Origin of the sequence: Bradyrhizobium sp. CCBAU 53415 (assembly GCF_028128735.1) — a bacterium.
In the GTDB taxonomy this organism is placed as follows: domain Bacteria; phylum Pseudomonadota; class Alphaproteobacteria; order Rhizobiales; family Xanthobacteraceae; genus Bradyrhizobium.
In genome coordinates, this window is record NZ_LBJF01000027.1 from 477691 (window position 1) to 498022 (window position 20332).

Here is a 20332-nt window from a genome sequence, read left to right on the forward strand (position 1 = left end):
CTCTCTCCGGTCAGGACGCGACGCCGGCGATCGCCAGCACGGTATGCATGAGAACGTTGGTGCCCGCGGCGCAGTCGGGCTGCGTGGCATCCTCCAGCTCGTTGTGGCTGATGCCGTCCTTGCAGGGCACGAACACCATCGCCGCCGGCATGACGGTGTTGAGGTTGCAGGCGTCGTGGCCGGCGCCGGACGTGATGCGGCGAGAGGAATAACCGAGCGTCTTCGCCGCGTTCTCGACCGCCGCGATCAGCTTCGGATCGAAATGCGTCGGCGGCTTGCGCCAGACCAGATCGATCTTGACCTCGACCTTGCGGCGCGCGGCGATCTCTGCGATCGCGGCGCGCAGGTCGCGGTCGAGCGCATCCATGATCGCGTTATCGGCGCTGCGGCAGTCCATGGTGAAGGCGATCTCCCCGGGAATGACGTTGCGCGAGGGGTTTGCGATCACGGCCTCGCCGATGGTGCCGACCGCGTTCGGTCCGTGCTTCCTCGCAATCGCTTCCATCGCCAGCACGATCTCCGACAGTGTCGCCAGCGCGTCGCGCCGCAGCGGCATCGGGGTCGAACCCGCATGGCTCTCGAAGCCGGAAATCTTGCCGTCATACCAGAGCACGCCCTGGCCGGAATCGACCACGCCGATCGTCTTGCCCTCGGCCTCCAGGATCGGGCCCTGTTCGATATGCAGCTCGACGAAGCAGCCGAGCTTCTGGAAGCCGACCGGCTTGTCGCCGCGATAGCCGATGCTGTCGAGCGCCTGGCCGACGGTCGTGCCCTCAATATCCTTGCGCGACAGGATGTCGTCGGTGGTGAAGTCGCCGACATAGGCGGCGGAAGCCATCATTGCAGGTGCGAAGCGCGAGCCTTCCTCGTTGGTCCAGTTGACGACGCAGATCGGCGCCTCGGTCTCGATGCCGGCGTCGTTCAGCGTGCGGATGACTTCCAGCGCACCGAGCGTGCCCAGGATGCCGTCATACTTGCCGCCGGTCGGCTGGGTGTCGAGATGCGAGCCGATGCCGACGGGCGGCTTCGACATGTCGCGGCCCCTGCGCAGGCCGAACATCGAGCCGAGCGCGTCGACGTGGAGTTCGAGGCCGGCATCCGCGCAGGCTTGGCGGAACCAGTCGCGAACCTGCTTGTCTTCGCTGCTGAGCGTCAGCCGGCGCACGCCGCCCTTGGCCGTCGCGCCAAACTGCGCGGTCTCATGGATGGAGCCCCAGAGGCGGGCGGAATCGATCTGCAGGTTCGTGGCGGCTCGGCTCATGCGTCAGTCCATTTTTGGCTGTCATTCCGGGGCGGCTCGAAGAGCCGAACCCGGAATCTCGAGATTCCGGGTTCGATGCTGTCGCATCGCCCCGGAATGACGTTGAAGGTTGTCCGGCGCCTTTTTCAATGACGCGCCGGCGCGGGCGCGTCAACCGCGAGGCTGCTCTGCGCAATCTGCCGTGCCAGTTCGGCGACGCGCTCCACGGCGACGACGTCGGGCGAGGCGAGCCAGCTCGCGGTGAAGGTCAGCGGGGCGATCGCGAGGTCGGTGTCGAGCAGCTGCAGCCGTCCGTCGCCGAGCTCGTTCTCGACGATGGCGTCGGGGATCACGGCGATACCGAGCCCCTCGACCGCCATGTGGATGACCGTCGCCAGTGAGGCGGAGGCATGCAGCCGGATCGGCGGCAGCTCCGGCCGGTCGAACACCTCGCGGACGACCTCGTAAGGCTTGGTCTTGCGCGGGAAGGTGATGATCGGAAACCGCGCCAGCTCTGCCGGGGTCACCGGGCCCTTGCCGAGCCCCAGCGAAGGGCTTGCGAGAAAGCCGATCGGATAATCGGCGAGCACGCGGTTGTGCACGCCGGAGGCGGACAAGGGTCCGACGACGAAAGCGAGCTCGATCTCCTGCGCGAGCAGGCGCGCGGTGAGGTTCGGCGTGATGTCGACCTCGATCTCCAGCGACAGGTTCGGATAGACCTGGTTCACGCTCTTCACGAGCCGCGGCAGCCAAGTGTGGACGATGGTTTCGGCGACACCGAGGCGCATGACACCGCGCATCGCCGTCCGGTCGCCGATCTCCGCCATCATCGCGGCGCGCAGACCGATCAGCTTCTCGGCATAAACCATCATCTGCCGGCCGCTCGGTGTCGGTGAGGCGACGCGATGATCTCTGTTGAGGAGCTTCACGCCCATCTCGCGCTCGAGCTGGGCGATGCGCTGCGAGATCGCCGGCTGGGTCGTGTTGAGCCGTTGTGCGGCGCCCCGGAAGCTGCCGAGCTTGACAACCCAGAGGAACGTCTCGATCGACCTGAAGTCCAGCATCGGAAGGATTGTCCCCGTCGATAAATGAGATTTATCGAGATTGATTAGAAACGACGATTAGACTTTATAGCACGCTTGGTGTTGGCTTGTCTTTGTCGAGTTTATAGGCAGGTCGATCGCATGACTGTTTTGGTGGCAGCGCAGCAAACTGAAACGCCCGACACACTCCCGAGCCGCAAGGCCCGGCTCGCCTACCGCGAGGGATTGGTCGCCTCCACTGCCGGCGTCGCTCCCGGGTTCGTTCAGGGCAATCTCGCGATCCTGCCGGCGGACTATGCCGGCGCCTTTCACCGCTTCTGCCAGCTCAATCCGAAGCCGTGCCCGATCATCGGCATGTCCGATGTCGGCAGCCCTTTCATTCCTTCGCTCGGCGCCGATCTCGACATCCGCACCGACGTGCCGCGCTACCGGGTCTGGCGCGATGGCGAGGTCGTCGAGGAGCCGACCGACGTGACCAAGTATTGGCGCGACGATCTCGTCACCTTCGTGCTTGGCTGCTCCTTCTCGTTCGAGGAGGCCCTGCTCGAAGAGGGCATGCCGATCCGGCACATCGAGCGCAATGTGCGCGTGCCGATGTACCGCACCAACATCGCCTGCGGCGAGGCCGGACCGTTTGCCGGTCCCATGGTGGTCTCGATGCGCCCGTTCAAGCCGGCCGATGCGATCCGTGCGGTGCAGATCACCTCGCGTTATCCCGCCGTGCACGGCGCGCCCGTGCATCTCGGCCATCCGCACCTGATCGGCATCAAGGACATTGCCAAGCCCGACTACGGCGATCCCGTTCCGGTCGCCGATGACGAGATTCCGGTGTTCTGGGCCTGTGGTGTGACTCCGCAATCGGTGATCAACGCGGCGAAACTCCCGTTCGCGATCACGCACTCGCCCGGCTTGATGCTGGTGACGGATCTGAAGAACAGGAACATGGCCGTGATTTAGCAGGCAGCGTCTGCTGCTTCTTCAGGCTTTACCGCATCCACCAATCGCTTCATTCGATCAGTCGAAATTCAGTAACAGGGGACTTTGCCATGACGATCACTCGCCGCGACGTGTTGTTGGGAGCCACCGCCACTGCCGCTCTCGTGCCGCTGGCAGCGCGTGCACAGACTTCGGAAGTCGTGATCGGCGTGATCTATCCGTTTTCCGGCGGCAGCGCGCAGCAGGGCGTCGACGCGCAGAAGGCCTATGAGACTGCGCTCGAAGTCATCAACAAGAACACCGATTTCGACCTGCCGCTGGCGAAAGGCGAGGGCCTGCCGGGTCTCGGCGGTGCGAAGATCCGTCTCGTGTTCGCCGACCACCAGGCCGATCCCCAGAAGGGCCGCGCCGAGGCCGAGCGCCTGATCACGCAGGAGAAGGTCAGCGCCATCATCGGCACCTATCAGAGCGCCGTCGCGGTCACCGTCAGCCAGATCTGCGAACGCTACCAGGTCCCGTTCGTTTCCGCAGACAATTCCTCGCCCAGCCTGCATCGCCGCGGCCTGAAATATTACTTCCGCGCTGCGCCGCATGACGAGATGTACTCGGCCGCGATGTTCGACTTCTTCGATGCCATGAAGAAGAAGGGCGCCAAGATCGAGACGCTGTCGCTGTTCCACGAGGACACCATCTTCGGCACCGACTCCGGCAATGCCCAGACCAAGATCGCCGGCGAGCGCGGCTACAAGATCGTCACCGACATCAAGTATCGCGCCAACTCGCCCTCGCTCTCGGCCGAGGTGCAGCAGCTCAAGACCGCCAATGCCGACGTGCTGATGCCCTCGAGCTACACCACCGACGGCATCCTCCTGGTCAAGACCATGGCCGAGCTCGGCTACAAGCCGAATGCGATCGTGGCGCAGGACGCCGGCTTCTCCGAGAAGGCGCTTTATGATGCCGTCGGCGACAAGCTCGAAGGCGTGATCTCGCGCGGCACGTTTTCGCTCGACCTCGCGCAGAAGCGTCCGATGGTCGGCAAGATCAACGACATGTTCAAGGCGAAGTCGGGCAAGGATTTCAACGATCTCACCTCGCGTCAGTTCATGGGCCTGATCATCCTCGCCGACGCCATCAACCGCGCCAAGTCGACCGACGGCGAGAAGATCCGCGACGCGCTGGCCGCAACCGACATTCCGGGCGAGCAGACCATCATGCCCTGGAAGCGCGTCAAGTTCGACGAGATGGGGCAGAACAACGACGCCGATCCGGTGCTGCTGCAATATGTCGGCGGCAAGTTCGTCACCATCTTCCCGCCGCAGGCCGCGATCGCCGAAGCGATCTGGCCGATGAAGTAAGATTGGGAAAGCGGGAGCTCAGGTGTAGCTCCCGCCCTCATCCTGAGGAGCGGGCGTAGCCCGCGTCTCGAAGGAAGAGGGCTGGGCCATCCTTCGAGACGCGCGCTTGTGCGCGCTCCTCAGGATGAGGATCTATTTCGGGGGACAGACTTTTGACAGCCCAAGCCATCATCCAGAGTCTCGCGAGCGGCCTTCTCATGGGCCTGCTCTACGGGCTGATCGCGGTCGGCCTCGCGCTGATCTTCGGCCTGATGGACGTCGTGAACTTTGCCCATGGCGAGTTCCTGATGATCGCGATGTACGTGTCATTCTTCCTGTTCGCGTTCTTCGCCATCGATCCCTTGCTGTCGGCGCCGCTGGTCGCCGCGGCGCTGTTCGTGTTCGGAGCGGTGGTCTACCTGCTCATTGTACGCTTCGCCATGCGGGCCAAGGCCAATGCGGGCATGGTGCAGATCTTCTCCACCTTCGGTCTCGCCATCGTCATGCGCGGCCTCGCGCAATTCTTCTTCACGCCGGACTATCGCAGCATCCCGCAGTCCTGGCTCGGCGGCAAAACCATCTCGGTCGCCGGCATCTTCCTGCCGGAGCCGCAGCTGATCGGCGCGCTGGTCTCGATACTGGCCTTTGCCGGCCTCTACTTCTTCATCCACCGCACCGATTTCGGCCGCGCGCTGGAGGCGACGCGTGAGGATCCCGGCGCGGTCGCCCTGGTCGGCATCGACAAGAACCGTGTGTTCGCGCTCGGCTGGGGCCTCGGTGCCGCGCTGGTCGGCCTCGCCGGCGCGATCATGGCGGTGTTCTTCTACATCTATCCCGATGTCGGCGCGTCCTTTGCGCTGATCGCCTATGTCACGGTCGCGCTCGGCGGCTTCGGCAGCGTGTTCGGCGCCTTTGCCGGCGGCATCATCGTCGGCCTCGTCGAGGCGGTCACGGCCTTGGTGCTGCCGCCCTCGCTGAAGTCGGTCGGCATCTATGCCGTCTATCTCCTCGTCGTCTTCATCCGGCCGCGCGGCCTGTTCGGGTCGATGTGATGGACAAGAATTTTGCCGCGCGGCGCCGCCGCGACCTTATTATCGCCGCCGTTTTGGCCGGGCTCGCAGCGCTGGCGCCGCTGTTCGTCAAGGACGTCTACGTCCAGAACATCCTGATCCTGACGCTGATGTATGCGGCGCTGTCGCAGAGCTGGAACATCCTGTCCGGCTATTGCGGGCAGATATCGCTGGGCCACGCGCTCTATTTCGGCATCGGCGCTTACACCACCGAACTGCTGTTCACCAAGTTCGGCGTGCTGCCCTGGTTCGGCATGCTCGGCGGCGGCATGATCGCCGCCCTGATCGCGATGGGGCTCGGCTATCCCTTCTTCCGCCTGCGCGGCCACTACTTCGTGATCGCGACCATCGTCATCGCCGAGATCGGCCTGCTGCTGTTCCAGAACTGGGAATGGGCGGGAGCCGCGATGGGCATCACCATTCCGATCCGCGGCGACAGCTGGCTGAAATTCCAGTTCCTGCGCACCAAGCTGCCATACTTCTATTTCGCGCTGGGGCTGTGCTGCCTCGCCTGGTTCGTCACCTGGTGGCTGGAAGATTCCAAATGGGGCTTCTGGTGGCGCGCGGTGAAGGACAATCCGGAGGCGGCCGAAAGTCTCGGCGTTGTCGTGTTCAATTCCAAGATGGGCGCCGCTGCCGTCTCCGCTTTCCTGGTCGCGATCGGCGGAGCCTTCTACGCGCAGTTTCTCGCCTATATCGATCCCGAGAGCGTGATGGGCTTCCAGTTCTCGCTGCTGATGGCGCTGCCGGCCGTGCTCGGCGGCATCGGCACCCTCTGGGGCCCGGTGTTGGGGGCCGCCATCCTGATCCCGATGACGGAGCTGACGCGCTCCTATATCGGCGGCTCCGGGCGCGGCGTCGATCTCATCGTCTATGGTGCGCTGATCGTGGCGATCTCGCTGGCCTTGCCGCAGGGTCTGGTGAGCCTGTTCTCCCGTTCGAAAGCAAAGGGAGCAACGCGATGACGGCGCTCCTGGAAACCCGCGGCGTCTGGCAGCGCTTTGGCGGCCTCGTCGCCAACAGCGACGTCTCGATCTCGGTCGGCCGCGGCGAGATCGTCGGTCTGATCGGCCCGAACGGTGCCGGCAAGTCGACGCTGTTCAATCTCATCGCCGGCGTGCTGCCGCCGACCCAGGGTTCGATTCTATTCGACGGCGAGGACGTCACCCGTATGCCGGCGGCTGAGCGCTGCCAGCGCGGCGTCGGCCGTACCTTCCAGGTGGTCAAGAGCTTCGAGACCATGACAGTGATCGACAACGTCATCGTCGGCGCTCTCGTGCGCAACACCGTGATGCGCGAGGCGCGCCGCAAGGCGCACGAGGTGCTGGAGTTCACCGGCCTTGCCGCGCGCGCCGACGTGCTCGCCAGCGACCTCGTGCCGGCCGAGAAGCGCCGCCTCGAAGTCGCGCGTGCGCTTGCGACCGAACCAAAGCTGCTGCTGCTCGACGAAGTCCTCACCGGCCTGACGCCGACCGAGGCACAGACCGGTGTGGCGCTGGTGCGCAAGGTGCGCGATGCCGGCATCACCGTGTTGATGGTCGAACACGTCATGGAGATCGTGATGCCGCTGGTCGACCGTGCCATCGTGCTCGACCTCGGCAAGGTGCTGGTCGAGGGCAAGCCCGCAGACGTCGTCCGCGATCCCAAGGTGATCAGCGCATATCTGGGAGATCGTCATGCTCAGCGTGCGTGAAGTCACGACCGCCTATCAGGGCCTGGTCGCGATCTCCGCGGTCTCGATCGAGGTCCAGAAGGGTGAGATCGTCTGCGTCGCAGGAGCCAACGGCGCGGGCAAGTCGACGCTGCTGAAATCCATTGCCGGTGCCGAACGTCCGCGTTCGGGCACCGTGACGTTCGACGGCAGGCGCCTCGACGGCATGGCGCAGCACCACATCACCGCCACCGGCATCGCCTATGTGCCGGAAAACCGCCGCCTGTTCCCGCGCCTGTCCGTGCGCGACAATCTTCGTCTCGGCAGTTATCTCTACCGGGGCGAAGCCAACCGTGAGCAGCCGCTCGATCTCGTCTTCACGCTGTTCCCCCGTCTTCAGGAACGTTTGGAGCAGCGCGCCGAGACGCTCTCCGGCGGCGAGCAGCAGATGCTCGCGATCGGCCGCGCGCTGATGACGCGCCCGCGGCTTCTGATGCTGGACGAGCCCTCGCAGGGCATCATGCCGAAGCTCGTCGACGAAATCTTCCAGGCCGTGAAGCGCATCCGCGACGCCGGCATGACCGTGCTGATCGTCGAGCAGCGCATGGCCGAGTGCCTCGAGATCGCCGACCGCGCCTACATTCTGCAAACCGGCCGCGTGCTGATGCAGGGCCCGTCCGCGGAGATCAAGGGCAATCCGGATGTGCGGAAGGCGTATCTGGGGCTATAGCCATGCGAAGACGGCCGTAGCCCGGATGAGCGAAGCGATATCCGGGACAGGCGCCCCCGCATGTCGCTTCGCTCATGCGGGCTACAGCCGTCGCCACATCCTCCGTCATTGCTTCGCTGCGCAATGACGGGGTTAGAGCGGTGTTCAATGCTCGTGCCCATGCTCCGGCAGCGTCACTCCGAACACCTTCGCCAGGTCCGTCACCTGCTCCGGCGACAGATAGCGCGGGTTCATCCCGCGCAGCAGCAGGTACAGCTTCGCCGTTTCCTCGAGCTCCTCGGTCGCGAACACCGCGGCTTCCAGCGTGTCGCCGGCAACCACCGGGCCGTGATTGGCGAGCAGCACGGACGAATATTTCCCCGCCAGTCCCTTGATCGCGTCAGCCACAGCGGGATCGCCGGGGCGGTAATAGGGCACGAGCGCGGTGGCGCCGCATTTCATCAGGTAGTAGGCCGTCATCGGCGGCAATGCGGCGCGCGGGTCGATCTCGGGCAGCATCGAGACCGCAACGGAATGCGTCGAGTGCAGATGCACGATCGCCCGCGCGCTTCCCCGGGTGTCGTAGAGCGCAGTATGGAGCGGAACTTCCTTGGTCGGCGCATCGCCCGAAACCAGCCGTCCCCCTCTATCCAGCCGCGCCAGCTTCGCGGGGTCGAGGAAGCCGAGCGAGGCGTTGGTCGGCGTCACCAGCCAGCCGCCGTCGTCGATCTTGACGCTGATATTGCCGGAGGAGCCCGGCGTCAGGCCGCGCTCGAACAGGGACCGCCCGAAGCGGCAGATATCCTCGCGCAGCCTTGTCTCGTTGCTCGTTTCGCTTCTCATGGCCGTCATGCCTGCTTGTCTCACGCTTTGGCAGTGTGGCCAAGCCGTGATATCGGTTCGCTGAGCCGCCGCGAAGGGCGGGCCGTCCGGGAAACGTTCGCAAGGATCAGTTGCATGTCGGCCTCCACGTCACAAAATCAGCGTATCGCCGTCATCGGGCTCGGCTCGATGGGCTTCGGCATGGCGACCTCGCTGAAGAGCGCCGGCCATGCCGTGACCGGCTGCGATGTCTCGGCGGACGCGGTGGCGCGCTTCGTGACGGATGGCGGCGCGGGGGCCAGGACACCGGCCGAAGCGGCCAAGGAGGCCGATAGCGTCGTCAGCGTCGTGGTCAACGCCGCGCAGACCGAGGCGATCCTGTTCGGCAAGGATGGTGCCGCCGAGACCATGCCGAAGGACAGCGTCTTCATATCCTCGGCCACCATGGATCCCGACGTGGCGCGGCGCCTTGCCAAGCAGCTCGAGGCGACCGGCCGGCATTACCTGGACGCGCCGATCTCCGGCGGGGCGCAGCGCGCCGCGCAAGGCGAGCTGACGATCCTCGCCTCCGGCAGTCCCGCCGCTTTTGCCAAGGCGCGGCCCGCGCTCGATGCCATGGCCGCAAAGCTCTACGAGCTTGGCGATGCCGCCGGCCAGGGCGCCGCCTTCAAGATGATCAACCAGTTGCTGGCCGGCGTGCACATCGCCGCGGCCAGCGAAGCCATGGCGTTCGCGGCCAGGCAGGGCCTCGACATCCGCAAGGTCTATGAGGTCATCACGGCGTCCGCCGGCAATTCCTGGATGTTCGAGAATCGCATGCCGCATGTGCTCGACGGCGATTACACGCCGCGCAGCGCGGTCGAGATCTTCGTCAAGGACCTCGGCATCATCCAGGACATGGCGCGCACCGCCCGCTTCCCTGTGCCGGTTTCCGCCGCTGCGCTTCAGATGTTCCTGATGACATCGGCCGCCGGCATGGGCCGCGACGACGACGCGTCGGTGGCGCGGATGTATGCGCAGGTCACCGGCGTCAAGCTGCCCGGTGACAAGTAAGCAAGAGGAGCTCCGATGCCCCGTTTCGCCGCCAATCTCTCGATGATGTTCACCGAGGTGCCGTTCCTCGATCGCTTCGATGCCGCCGCGCAAGCCGGCTTCACCGCCGTCGAGTTTCTCTTTCCCTATGAGCATCCGGCGGAAGCGATCGGCGAGCGGCTCAAGCGCAATGGCCTGACCCAGGCGCTGTTCAACCTGCCGCCGGGCGACTGGAACGCCGGCGAGAAGGGCTTTGCGGCGCTGCCGTCGCGGTTCAACGATCTCAAGGCGAGCCTGGAGACGGCGCTGCCTTACGCCAAGGCGACCGGCGTCAGGCGCCTGCACCTGATGGCCGGCATCGCCAACCGCGGCGAGCGCGTCGCGATCGAGGCGTTCTACAAATCAGTGGCCTTGGCCGCGGAATTCTTCGCGCCGCACGGCATCGACGTCGTGATCGAGCCGATCAATGCGCGCAACGTGCCCGGCTACTTCCTCAACGATTTCGGCTTCGCGCGCGACCTGATCCGGGAGCTGAGGCTCCCGAATCTGAAGCTTCAGTTCGACATCTATCACTGCCAGATCATCCACGGCGACGTCACCATGCGGCTGCGCGAGATGATGCCGATCGTCGGCCACATCCAGATCGCCAGCATCCCCTCGCGCAACGAGCCCGATGGCGAGGAGCTGAACTATCCGTTCCTGTTCGACGAGCTCGACCGGCTCGGCTATGCCGGCTTCGTCGGCTGCGAATACAATCCGCGCGGCAGGACCACCGACGGCCTTGCCTGGTTCAAGCCTTACGCTGGAGTGAAGTCGTGACACTTGCGTTGGGCTGCATCGCCGACGACTACACCGGCGCCTCCGACCTCGCCAACACGCTGACGCGCGCCGGCCTGCGTACGGTGCAGACCATCGGCATACCCGCCGACGATCTGGCGCTGCCCGAAGTCGATGCCGTCGTGGTGTCCTTGAAGAGCCGCTCGATCGAAGCCGGCCTTGCCGTGTCGCGCTCCCGCGCGGCGGACAAATGGCTGCGCGGCCGCGGCGCGGGCCACGTGTTGTTCAAGATCTGTTCGACCTTCGATTCCACCGACGCCGGCAATATCGGCCCGGTGATGGACGCGCTGCGCGCCGACTGCGGCGAAGCTGCCGTGCTGGTGACGCCGGCATTCCCGGAGACCGGCCGCACCGTCTACCAGGGCAACCTCTTCGTCGGTGCCGTGCCGCTCAACGAGAGCCCGCTGAAGGACCATCCGCTCAACCCGATGCATGATTCAAACCTGGTGCGTGTGCTGGCGCGCCAGAGCAGAACGCAGATCGGTCTCGTCGATCTCGCCACCGTCACGCGCGGCACAGTTGCGGTCCGGGCGCGATTGACCGAGCTCGCGGGCAAGGGCATCGGCGCCGCGATCATCGACGCCGTCTTCGACCACGATCTCGAGACCGTCGGTCTCGTCGCCGCCGAACATCGGCTGTCGGTCGGCGCCTCCGGAATCGGCCTTGGACTCGCGCGGGCACTGGTGTCGACTGGAAAGGTCGAGCCCGGCGCCGCAAGCAGCGAGTCCGGAGCCGTCGTTGGCGGACCGGCAGCGTGTCTTGCCGGAAGCTGCTCACAGGCGACCCTCAGGCAGATCGCCAGCGCTGAACGGGTCATGCCGGTGCTCCATCTCGATCCGGACCGTATTCTTACGGGAACGGGCGAAGCGCAGCGTGCGCTGGACTGGGCAATGCCCCGACTGGCTGAAGGTCCGGTGCTGATTGCGTCGAGCTCGACGCCGGATCAGGTCGCCGCGCTGCAGGCGCGCCACGGCCGCGACGCCGCCGGTCACGCCATCGAGCAGGCGATGGCCGATATCGCAGAAAGCCTCGTAAAATCAGGCGTGCGGCGACTGATCGTTGCCGGCGGGGAGACGTCCGGCGCCGTTGTCGACCGGTTGAATATCCCCGGCTTTCTCGTAGGGGTAGAAATTGCCGCAGGCGTTCCGGTGCTGCGCGCGGTCGGCGCCGAAAGCGACATGCTGCTCGCTCTGAAGTCCGGAAATTTTGGCGGCGCAGAGTTTTTCTCGGACGCGCTTAGGCTCATGCGCTGAGCGCAGAGCATTCTTAGCCCCTCATTCATTTCTTTCGGTTTCCGTACCCGTACGGAGTCGTAGTTAACATCCGCGCAGGTGCTCTGGTGTGTGAAGTCGGCGCTGCTCCCTTTGTTTTGATTCGTAATTCCCGGATGCGCGCTCGCGCCTGCACGAAGAGACCTCAATCATGTTCGCCAAGATCTCCATCCGCGCCAAGATCATCAGTGTCGTGGCGTTCCTGCTGGTCGCGATGGCCGGCATGGGCCTGCTCGCCGTCACGAAGATGCGATCGATCAACGCAAATACAGTGGACATCACCACGAACTGGATGCCCAGCGTGCGGGTGATCGGGGATTTGCGCGCCAGCGTCATCACCTATCGCAACGTGGTGCGTCAGCACATGCTGGCCGAAGCTCTGGACGACAAGCTCGCGGTGGAGAAGACCGCCGCCACCGTGAGTGAGGCGCTCGCCAAGGTGCGCACCAGGTATGAGGCGATGATCAGTTCTCCGGAAGAGCGCGCGCTCTATGGCCAGTGGTCCAAGCTCTGGGACGAGTACAAGAAGGGGACCGAGGAGGTGATGGCGTTGTCGCGCAAGGAGGCCGGCAAGATCCCGCGCGAGGCCCAGGAGCTCAACTCCAAGACGGTCAACAAGATCGGGCTTCAGGCGGATGAGGTCCTGAACAAGGACATCGAGCTCAACACCAAGGGCGGCGATCGGGCCTCCCAGGATGCCGCCGACAGCTACGCCTATGCGTTCATGCTGGTTTCGGTCATTCTCGGCGTCGCCGTCGTGATCGGCATCGGTCTCAGCTTCTATCTCGTCCGGGACGTCTCCAGCGGCATCAACTCGATCATCGAGCCGATGCAGGCGCTGGGCAAGGGTGACCTCTCGGCCGAAGTCCCGCATCGCGGCGAGAAGACCGAGATCGGCGCCATGGCCGACGTGCTCCAGATCTTCAAGGAGGCGCTGATCGCCAAGAAGGCCGCGGACGAGGCCGCCGCGGCCGATGCCGAGGCCAAGATCGAGCGCGGCCGCCGCGTCGACGACATCACCCGCGAATTCGAGACGATGATCGGGGAGATCGTCCAGACCGTGTCGTCGGCCTCGACCCAGCTCGAAGCCTCCGCCTCGACCCTGACGGCGACCGCCGACCGCTCGCAGCGACTGGCGACCACGGTGGCGGGCGCCTCGGAGGAAGCCTCGACCAACGTGCAATCGGTGGCGTCGGCGACCGAAGAGATGGCCTCGTCGGTGGGCGAGATCGGCCGTCAGGTGCAGGAATCGGCGCGGATGGCGGGCGACGCGGTCGGTCAGGCGCGAGCCACCACCGAGCGCGTCAGCGAGCTGTCCAAGGCGGCTGCCCGGATCGGTGATGTCGTCGAGCTGATCAACACCATTGCCGGGCAGACCAACCTCCTGGCGCTGAACGCCACCATCGAGGCGGCGCGCGCGGGCGAAGCCGGCCGCGGCTTCGCCGTCGTCGCCTCCGAGGTGAAGGCGCTCGCCGAGCAGACCGCGAAGGCCACCGGCGAGATCGGCCAGCAGATCTCCGGCATCCAGGCGGCGACCAACGACTCGGTCGGCGCCATCAGGGAGATTTCCTCGACCATCGAGCGCCTGTCGGAAATCTCGTCGGCGATCGCAGCCGCCGTGGAAGAGCAGGGCGCGGCGACGCAGGAGATCGCCCGCAACGTGCAGCAGGCCGCGCAGGGCACCCAGCAGGTATCGTCCAACATCACCGACGTGCAGCGCGGCGCCACCGAGACCGGCACGGCCTCGTCGCAGGTGCTGTCGGCGGCGCAGATGCTGTCCAACGACTCGGGCCGGCTCAAGACCGAGGTCAGCAAGTTCCTGACCAACGTCCGCGCCGCGTAAAGCGCGGCACCCCATCTATCAAAGCCAGGAGCGGCGCCGAATGCGCCGCTCCTTCTCTTGGGTGCGTGATGTCGCTTCCGAGGTTGTGCCAGTAATCTTACGGGCGCGCCGTTTCATCGATGGTTAAATCTGATTTGCGAGAGCTGGGCAGGGTGATCTCGCAAGGGGCTCCCATTGGAATGATTCCATGCTGAACGCGGTTTGTGGGGAGCCCGATGCGCAAGAATTTTCCGGTCACTGCTGTCGAATATCCCGTCAGTGACGAGACGCTGATCGTTTCGCGGACCGATCTCAAGGGCAAGCTCACCTACTTCAATGAGGATTTCATTGCCGCTGCCGGCTTCACGTCGGCCGAGCTCATGGGCCAGCCGCACAACATCGTTCGCCACCCCGACATGCCGCCGGAGGCGTTCGACAATCTCTGGGAGACGCTGAAGGCGGGCAAGCCCTGGCTCGGCGCAGTAAAGAACCGCCGCAAGAACGGCGACTTCTACTGGGTGCTGGCGACGGCCTCTCCGATCCGCGAGAACGGCCAGGTCAAAGGCTATACCTCGATCCGCACCAAGCTGCCGGCCGACCAGCGCAAGCTCGCCGAAGAGGTCTACGCTGCGATCCGCGAGAAGAAACCGAATGGCTATCGCATCGACGCCGGCATCATCCGTCGCCGCTCGCTGCTCGACCGCTTCAGCATCTTCACCGGAACGCTGAAGGCTCGCCTGGTCACGACGATGGTGCTCCAGGCGCTGTTCATGCTCGCGCTCGGGGCCGGCGGCGCGCTCGCCACCGGCGGTTCGGCCAGCCTGATCCTGTCGCTGCTCGCTGTCGTCGGTGCTGCCATCATCGGCTTCGCCGGCCTTGCAACCATGCGTGCCATCCAGGGGCCGATGCAGCAGCTCAATGACACTTTGCTCAACCTCGTGCAGGACAAGCTCGACAACCGCATCGTGATCGAGCGCGACGACGAGATCGGCGAGGCGCTGCGCAACCTCCAGACCGTGCAGACCATCGTCCGCTTCAGCCGCGACGAGGTGCAGGCGGTACAGCGCCGTGCCGAGACACAGCGCAAGGCCGACATGACGAAGCTTGCCGACGGTTTCGAGGCCGCGATCGGCGAGATCGTCGAGACCGTGTCGTCGGCCGCAACCGAACTCGAGGCTTCGGCCTCGACGCTGTCCTCGACCGCGGGCCGGGCGCAGGAATTGGCGACGGCGGTCGCAACCGGTTCGGAAGCAGCGTCGACCAATGTCCATTCGGTGGCTTCGGCCGCCGAAGAGATGTCGTCCTCGGTGCGCGAGATCGGCCGGCAGGTGCAGGATTCCTCTCGCATCGCGAGCGAGGCGGTCGATCAGGCCCACGCCACCACCGAACGTGTCAGTGAATTGTCGCGGGCAGCATCGCGGATCGGCGACGTCGTCGAGCTCATCAATGCGATTGCCGGCCAGACCAACCTGCTGGCGCTCAATGCCACGATCGAGGCGGCGCGCGCGGGCGAGGCCGGTCGAGGCTTCGCGGTGGTGGCCTCCGAGGTCAAGGCGCTCGCAGAGCAGACGGCCAAGGCCACGGGCGAGATCGGCCAGCAGGTCGGCGGCATTCAGGCGGCGACGCAGGATTCGGTCAGCGCCATCGGCGAGATCAGCGGCACCATCGCGCGTCTGTCGGAGATCGCCTCGGCGATCGCGTCGGCCGTGGAGCAGCAGGGCGCAGCGACACAGGAGATCGCGCGCAACGTTCAGCAGGCGGCCCGGGGAACGCAGCAGGTCTCGTCCAACGTCGGCGACGTCCAGCGCGGCGCCTCCGAAACCGGCTCGGCGTCCTCGCAGGTGCTGTCCGCGGCGCAGATGCTGTCGCGCGACTCCAACCGCCTCAAGCTCGAAGTCGGCAAGTTCCTGAACTCGGTCCGTGCCGCCTGACGTGCGCGGCCGCATGGCTGCGATGTAGATTTCGCAGTGCGATAGCAGGGAAGTGAATGCCGGATAGTCGCCGGGGATTGGCGTTCCGGCGGTGCTCGGGTAAAGGGGGAAAGGGGATCGCCGTGGGGGCGGATTCCTTAATCCTTGTTTGACCTGGATCGCCTGGCGCATGATTGCACTGGTCCGTATTGCCCTGAGCCGGCCCTATACGTTCGTGGTGCTAGCGCTGCTGCTGCTGATCATAGGACCGCTCGCGGCGCTGCGAACTCCGACTGACATTTTCCCGGATATCCGTATCCCCGTCATCGGCGTGGTCTGGCAATACACCGGCCTGCCGCCGGACCAGATGTCCGGCCGTATCACCACGCCCTTTCAGCGCGCGCTGACGACCACCGTCAACGACATCGAACATATCACCGCCAACTCCTATAACGGCTTTGGCATCATCAAGATCTTCTTCCAGCCCAACGTCGACATCCGCACCGCCAACGCGCAGGTCACCGCGATCTCGCAGACGCTGATCAAGCAGATGCCACCGGGCGCGACGCCGCCCTTGATCCTGAACTACTCGGCTTCCACCGTGCCGATCATCCAGGTGGCGCTGTCGGGCGACGGCCTCACCGAGCAGAATCTCGCCGACATCGGCATCAACCAGCTTCGCACGCCGCTGGTCACTGTCCCGGGCGCTGCGATCCCGTATCCGTTCGGCGGCAAGCAGCGCCAGGTCCAGATCGACCTCAATCCCACCGCGCTCCAGGCCCGCGGCCTCTCCGGCCAGGACGTTGCCAATGCGCTCGCCGCCCAGAACCTGATCACGCCGGTCGGTACCCAGAAGATCGGCCAGTTCGAGTACAACATCCAGCTCAACAACTCGCCGCTCCGGATCGACGAGCTCGGCAATCTGCCGATCAGGGCCGTCAACGGCGCCATGGTCTATGTGCGCGACGTCGCCACGGTGCGCGACGGCAATCCGCCGCAGACCAACATCGTCCATGTCGACGGCAACCGCTCGGTGCTGATGATGGTGCTGAAGGCGGGCGCGACTTCGACGCTCGACATCATCGCCGGCATCAAGCAGAAGGTCATCGACGTCAAGGACCAGCTCCCGGACGCGCTCAAGATCGGCTTCATCGGTGATCAGTCAGTGTTCGTCCGCGGCGCGATCCAGGGCGTCGCCTTCGAGGGCGTGGTCGCCGCGCTGCTTACCAGCGTCATGATCCTCTTGTTCCTCGGCAGCTGGCGCTCGACCATCATCATCGCGGTCTCGATCCCGCTGTCGGTGCTGGGCGCCATCATCATGCTGTCGGCGATCGGCGAGACGCTGAACATCATGACGCTCGGCGGCCTCGCGCTCGCGGTAGGCATCCTCGTCGACGACGCCACGGTCACGATCGAGAACATCAACTACCATCTGGAGCAAGGCAAGCCGGTCGAGCAGTCGATCCTCGACGGCGCAAACCAGATCGTGACGCCGGCCTTCGTCTCGCTGCTCTGCATCTGCATCGTGTTCGTGCCGATGTTCTTCCTCACCGGCGTCGCGCGCTTCCTGTTCGTGCCAATGGCCGAAGCGGTGATGTTCGCGATGATCTGGTCGTTCATCCTGTCGCGCACGCTGGTGCCGACCATGGCGAACTATCTGCTGCAGGCGCATGTCCACCACGAGGGTGCCCCGCCGAAGTCGCGCAATCCGCTCGTCTGGGTCCAGCGCGGCTTCGAGGCGCGGTTCGAGCGCATCCGCGGCGGTTACCGCGGGCTGCTCGGCCTTGCGCTGGCGCATCGCGCGGTGTTCGTGATCAGCTTCCTCTGCCTCGTCGGCGCGTCCTTCGCGCTGGTGCCGTTCCTCGGCCGCAATTTCTTTCCCGCGGTCGACGCAGGCAACATCCTGATGCATGTCCGCACGCAAGTAGGCACCCGCGTCGAGGAGACCGCGAACCAGCTCGCCGACGTGCAAAAGGCGGTGCGCAAGCTGATCCCGGGCGAGATCGAGACCATGACCGACAATATCGGCATGCCGATCTCCGGCATCAACATGACCTACAACAACACCGGCGTGATCGGCCCGCAGGACGGCGACATTCAGATCAAGCTGAAGGAAGGCCACAAGCCGACCGAGGAGCATGCCCGCGTGCTGCGTGAGCAATTGCCGCGCCTGTTCCCCGGTGTCAGCTTCGCGTTCCTCCCCGCAGACATCGTCAGCCAGATCCTGAATTTCGGTGCGCCGGCACCGATCGACCTGCAAATCCGCGGCGCCAATCTCGGTGCGAATTTCGCTTATGCCAACAGCCTGCTGGCGAAGGTCCGCAGGATCCCCGGCGTTGCCGATGCGCGCATCCAGCAGTCGCCGAACAACCCGACCTTCAACATCGATGTCGACCGCACCCGCGCGCAATATGTCGGTCTGACCGAACGCGACGTCACCAACAGCCTGGTCGTCAATCTCGCCGGCTCCTCGCAGGTGGCGCCGACCTACTACCTCAACCCCGATAACGGCGTGTCCTATTCGATCGTGATGCAGACGCCGCAGTACCAGATGGACTCGCTCAGCGCGCTGCAGACGCTGCCGATCACCGCGGCGGGCAATTCGCAGTCGCCGATCCTCGGCGGCATCGCCGACATCAGGCGCTCGACGTCGAGCGCGGTCGTCTCGCAATACGACATCCAGCCGATGGTGCAGATCTTTGCCACGACCTCGGGCCGCGATCTCGGTGCGGTTGCCGCCGACATCCGAAAGGTGATCGCCGACACCGCCAAGGAAGTGCCGAAGGGTTCCTCCGTGGTGCTGCTCGGCCAGGTGCAGACCATGAACGGCGCCTTCACCGGCCTGCTGTTTGGCCTGCTCGGGGCCGTCGTGCTGATCTACTTCCTGATCGTCGTGAACTTCCAGTCCTGGTCCGACCCGTTCGTGATCGTCACCGCGTTGCCGGCCGCGCTCGCCGGCATCGTCTGGATGCTGTTCATGACCGAGACCACGCTGTCGGTGCCGGCACTCACCGGCGCGATCATGTGCATGGGCGTTGCCACCGCCAACAGCGTGCTGGTGATCGCCTTCGCCCGCGAGCGCTATGCGGAGCTCGGCGATCCCGTCGCGGCTGCGCTCGAAGCCGGCTTCGTCCGGTTCCGCCCGGTGCTGATGACCGCGCTTGCCATGATCATCGGCATGGCGCCGATGGCCCTGGGGCTGGGCGAGGGCGGCGAGCAGAATGCGCCACTTGGCCGTGCCGTCATCGGCGGCCTGATCTTTGCAACATTCGCCACGCTGATGTTTGTTCCCGTGGTGTTCAGCATGGTCCACAAGAAACAAGGCGCCAAAGCCGCCGCCTCATTGGAGACTCCGCATGTCGCCCACTGAACCCCGCTCCCCGGTGTCGCACCGGAAACTGGGCATCTTCGGCGTGGCGGCGCTGATTGCGGCAGGCCTCGTTGTCGGCTCCGGCATCCGTGCCCGCGAGGAGCAGGGCTCCAAGCTGAAGGAATGGACCGACGACCAGGCCGTTCCCAGCGTCGCGGTGACGCTGCCCAATGCCAAGAACCTCAACGCCACCATCGATCTGCCGGGCCGGCTGGAAGCCTATTACCGCGCCCCGATCTTCGCGCGCGTGTCGGGCTATCTGAAAAGCTGGAGTGCCGACATCGGCGCCCGGGTCAAGGCCGGGCAGGTGATCGCCGAGATCGAGGCGCCGGACCTCGACCAGCAACTGCTGCAGGCGCGCGCAGACCTCGCCAGCCAGCAGGCCAGCGCGAGGCTGTCGGAAGCAACGCTGAACCGGCGCAAGACGCTGGTCGCCTCCAACTTCGTCTCCGCGCAGGAGATCGACGAGCGCACTGCCGACCTCTCCAACAAGAAGGCCGCCGTCAATTCGGGCCAGGCCAATGTCGAGCGCCTGGAGGCGCTGGCCGGCTACAAGAAGATCACGGCGCCATTCGACGGCGTGGTCACGGCGCGCGACACCGACGTCGGCGCCTTGATCAATGCCGGCGGCGGCTCGGGGCCGGCGATGTTCGTGGTCTCCGACATCACCAAGCTGCGCGTCTACGTCAACGTGCCCCAGAACTACGTGCCGGCGATCAAGATCGGCGCCAAGGCCACCATCACGCTGCCGGAATATCCGAACCGGACGTTTCAGGCGACGGTGGAGGCTTCCTCGCAGGCGGTCGATGTCGCCTCCGGCACCACGCGCATGCAGCTCGGGCTCGACAATTCCAGCGGCGAACTGATGCCCGGCGGCTATGCCAGCGTGAAGCTGAGCCTCCAGCGCGACTCCGCGCCGCTCAGCATCCCCGCCAGCGCCCTGATCTTCAACGGCAGCGGGCTGCGTGTCGCGACGGTCGGTGCGGACGACAAGGTGCTGTTCAAGCCTGTGACGATCGCGCGCGATCTCGGCCGCGAAATCGAGCTCGCGTCGGGCATCGCGCCGGACGACCGCGTCATCACCGCGCCGCCGGATGGTCTGTCGGATGGCGATGCGGTCCGCGTCGTCGGCGCCAAAGGCAAGCCGGCAACGGCGTCCGAGAAGCAGGCACCGAAGAGCTAGGGTGGTCTCGTGCCCCGGACGCAGCGCAGCACGAAGTGATGCGCTGCCGAGCCGGGGCCCATCTCTCCTCGCTGTACCGTGTAGCTTCCGGGTCCCGGCTCT

16 protein-coding genes are annotated in these 20332 nt (G+C 65.3%); 13 read left to right on the plus strand and 3 right to left on the minus strand.

Features of this window, described 5'->3' with window-relative positions:
- Nucleotides 1-10: 10 nt before the first annotated feature.
- Both XH87_RS30435 and XH87_RS30440 read right to left on the minus strand, forming a co-directional pair.
- Complete coding sequence (locus tag XH87_RS30435) at nucleotides 11-1261, minus strand: Zn-dependent hydrolase (protein ID WP_271590075.1); 1251 nt, start codon at nucleotides 1259-1261, stop codon at nucleotides 11-13.
- Nucleotides 1262-1386: 125 nt separating this feature from the next.
- Nucleotides 1387-2304 carry a LysR family transcriptional regulator gene (locus tag XH87_RS30440; RefSeq protein WP_158668167.1) on the minus strand — a complete coding sequence of 306 codons (918 nt, stop codon included), beginning with the start codon at nucleotides 2302-2304 and terminating at the stop codon, nucleotides 1387-1389.
- Nucleotides 2305-2424: 120 nt separating this feature from the next.
- Between XH87_RS30440 and XH87_RS30445 the strand changes: the two genes are divergently transcribed.
- The 6 genes from XH87_RS30445 (at nucleotide 2425) to XH87_RS30470 (ending at nucleotide 8004) form a co-directional block, all read left to right on the plus strand.
- Nucleotides 2425-3240 (plus strand): putative hydro-lyase, encoded by an 816-nt coding sequence (locus tag XH87_RS30445; protein ID WP_271590076.1) that lies wholly within the window; start codon nucleotides 2425-2427, stop codon nucleotides 3238-3240.
- 89 nt (nucleotides 3241-3329) lie between these two features.
- Entirely contained in the window at nucleotides 3330-4574 is a 1245-nt protein-coding gene (locus XH87_RS30450) for an ABC transporter substrate-binding protein (RefSeq protein WP_035710815.1), read from the plus strand.
- A gap of 197 nt (nucleotides 4575-4771) precedes the next feature.
- Nucleotides 4772-5605 (plus strand): branched-chain amino acid ABC transporter permease, encoded by an 834-nt coding sequence (locus XH87_RS30455; protein WP_245471086.1) that lies wholly within the window; start codon nucleotides 4772-4774, stop codon nucleotides 5603-5605.
- Nucleotides 5605-6588 (plus strand): branched-chain amino acid ABC transporter permease, encoded by a 984-nt coding sequence (locus XH87_RS30460; RefSeq protein ID WP_271590077.1) that lies wholly within the window; start codon nucleotides 5605-5607, stop codon nucleotides 6586-6588. Before XH87_RS30455 ends, XH87_RS30460 begins: the two co-directional genes overlap by 1 nt.
- The gene (locus XH87_RS30465; protein ID WP_271590078.1) at nucleotides 6585-7316 is read left to right on the plus strand and encodes an ABC transporter ATP-binding protein; all 732 of its coding nucleotides are present in this window, start codon (nucleotides 6585-6587) and stop codon (nucleotides 7314-7316) included. The genes XH87_RS30460 and XH87_RS30465 overlap by 4 nt, the downstream gene beginning before the upstream one ends.
- A complete protein-coding gene (locus XH87_RS30470) occupies nucleotides 7300-8004 on the plus strand; it encodes an ABC transporter ATP-binding protein (protein WP_271590079.1) in 705 nt (234 codons plus the stop codon). Before XH87_RS30465 ends, XH87_RS30470 begins: the two co-directional genes overlap by 17 nt.
- Nucleotides 8005-8148: 144 nt before the next feature.
- Here the strand turns inward: XH87_RS30470 and otnC are convergent, their stop codons facing one another.
- The gene (gene otnC, locus XH87_RS30475) at nucleotides 8149-8835 is read right to left on the minus strand and encodes a 3-oxo-tetronate 4-phosphate decarboxylase (protein WP_271590080.1); all 687 of its coding nucleotides are present in this window, start codon (nucleotides 8833-8835) and stop codon (nucleotides 8149-8151) included.
- A 105-nt stretch (nucleotides 8836-8940) separates the two neighbouring features.
- Here otnC and ltnD point away from each other — a divergent pair, with 105 nt between their 5' ends.
- From ltnD to XH87_RS30510, 7 genes are all read left to right on the plus strand, one after another.
- The gene (gene ltnD, locus XH87_RS30480) at nucleotides 8941-9858 is read left to right on the plus strand and encodes an L-threonate dehydrogenase (RefSeq protein ID WP_271590081.1); all 918 of its coding nucleotides are present in this window, start codon (nucleotides 8941-8943) and stop codon (nucleotides 9856-9858) included.
- A 15-nt stretch (nucleotides 9859-9873) separates the two neighbouring features.
- Complete coding sequence (gene otnI, locus XH87_RS30485) at nucleotides 9874-10656, plus strand: 2-oxo-tetronate isomerase (protein WP_271590082.1); 783 nt, start codon at nucleotides 9874-9876, stop codon at nucleotides 10654-10656.
- On the plus strand, nucleotides 10653-11927 hold the full coding sequence (gene otnK, locus XH87_RS30490) for a 3-oxo-tetronate kinase (protein ID WP_271590083.1): 1275 nt from the start codon (nucleotides 10653-10655) through the stop codon (nucleotides 11925-11927). The genes otnI and otnK overlap by 4 nt, the downstream gene beginning before the upstream one ends.
- 169 nt (nucleotides 11928-12096) lie before the next feature.
- Complete coding sequence (locus XH87_RS30495; protein WP_271524517.1) at nucleotides 12097-13788, plus strand: methyl-accepting chemotaxis protein; 1692 nt, start codon at nucleotides 12097-12099, stop codon at nucleotides 13786-13788.
- A gap of 215 nt (nucleotides 13789-14003) precedes the next feature.
- On the plus strand, nucleotides 14004-15698 hold the full coding sequence (locus XH87_RS30500; protein ID WP_271590084.1) for a methyl-accepting chemotaxis protein: 1695 nt from the start codon (nucleotides 14004-14006) through the stop codon (nucleotides 15696-15698).
- Between the two features lie 169 nt (nucleotides 15699-15867).
- Complete coding sequence (locus XH87_RS30505; protein ID WP_271590085.1) at nucleotides 15868-19047, plus strand: efflux RND transporter permease subunit; 3180 nt, start codon at nucleotides 15868-15870, stop codon at nucleotides 19045-19047.
- A complete protein-coding gene (locus XH87_RS30510) occupies nucleotides 19034-20230 on the plus strand; it encodes an efflux RND transporter periplasmic adaptor subunit (protein WP_271590086.1) in 1197 nt (398 codons plus the stop codon). Before XH87_RS30505 ends, XH87_RS30510 begins: the two co-directional genes overlap by 14 nt.
- Nucleotides 20231-20332: the final 102 nt, after the last annotated feature.

Coding starts and splice junctions, on each gene's coding strand:
- XH87_RS30495 (WP_271524517.1), top strand. CDS start 12,097: ATGTTCGCCAAGATCTCCATCCGCGCCAAGATCATCAGTGTCGTGGCG.
- XH87_RS30450 (WP_035710815.1), top strand. CDS start 3,330: ATGACGATCACTCGCCGCGACGTGTTGTTGGGAGCCACCGCCACTGCC.
- XH87_RS30500 (WP_271590084.1), top strand. CDS start 14,004: ATGCGCAAGAATTTTCCGGTCACTGCTGTCGAATATCCCGTCAGTGAC.
- XH87_RS30470 (WP_271590079.1), top strand. CDS start 7,300: ATGCTCAGCGTGCGTGAAGTCACGACCGCCTATCAGGGCCTGGTCGCG.
- XH87_RS30440 (WP_158668167.1), bottom strand. CDS start 2,304: ATGCTGGACTTCAGGTCGATCGAGACGTTCCTCTGGGTTGTCAAGCTC.
- XH87_RS30505 (WP_271590085.1), top strand. CDS start 15,868: ATGATTGCACTGGTCCGTATTGCCCTGAGCCGGCCCTATACGTTCGTG.
- XH87_RS30510 (WP_271590086.1), top strand. CDS start 19,034: ATGTCGCCCACTGAACCCCGCTCCCCGGTGTCGCACCGGAAACTGGGC.
- XH87_RS30455 (WP_245471086.1), top strand. CDS start 4,772: ATGGGCCTGCTCTACGGGCTGATCGCGGTCGGCCTCGCGCTGATCTTC.
- XH87_RS30460 (WP_271590077.1), top strand. CDS start 5,605: ATGGACAAGAATTTTGCCGCGCGGCGCCGCCGCGACCTTATTATCGCC.
- XH87_RS30445 (WP_271590076.1), top strand. CDS start 2,425: ATGACTGTTTTGGTGGCAGCGCAGCAAACTGAAACGCCCGACACACTC.
- otnC (WP_271590080.1), bottom strand. CDS start 8,835: ATGACGGCCATGAGAAGCGAAACGAGCAACGAGACAAGGCTGCGCGAG.
- ltnD (WP_271590081.1), top strand. CDS start 8,941: ATGTCGGCCTCCACGTCACAAAATCAGCGTATCGCCGTCATCGGGCTC.
- otnI (WP_271590082.1), top strand. CDS start 9,874: ATGCCCCGTTTCGCCGCCAATCTCTCGATGATGTTCACCGAGGTGCCG.
- XH87_RS30435 (WP_271590075.1), bottom strand. CDS start 1,261: ATGAGCCGAGCCGCCACGAACCTGCAGATCGATTCCGCCCGCCTCTGG.
- XH87_RS30465 (WP_271590078.1), top strand. CDS start 6,585: ATGACGGCGCTCCTGGAAACCCGCGGCGTCTGGCAGCGCTTTGGCGGC.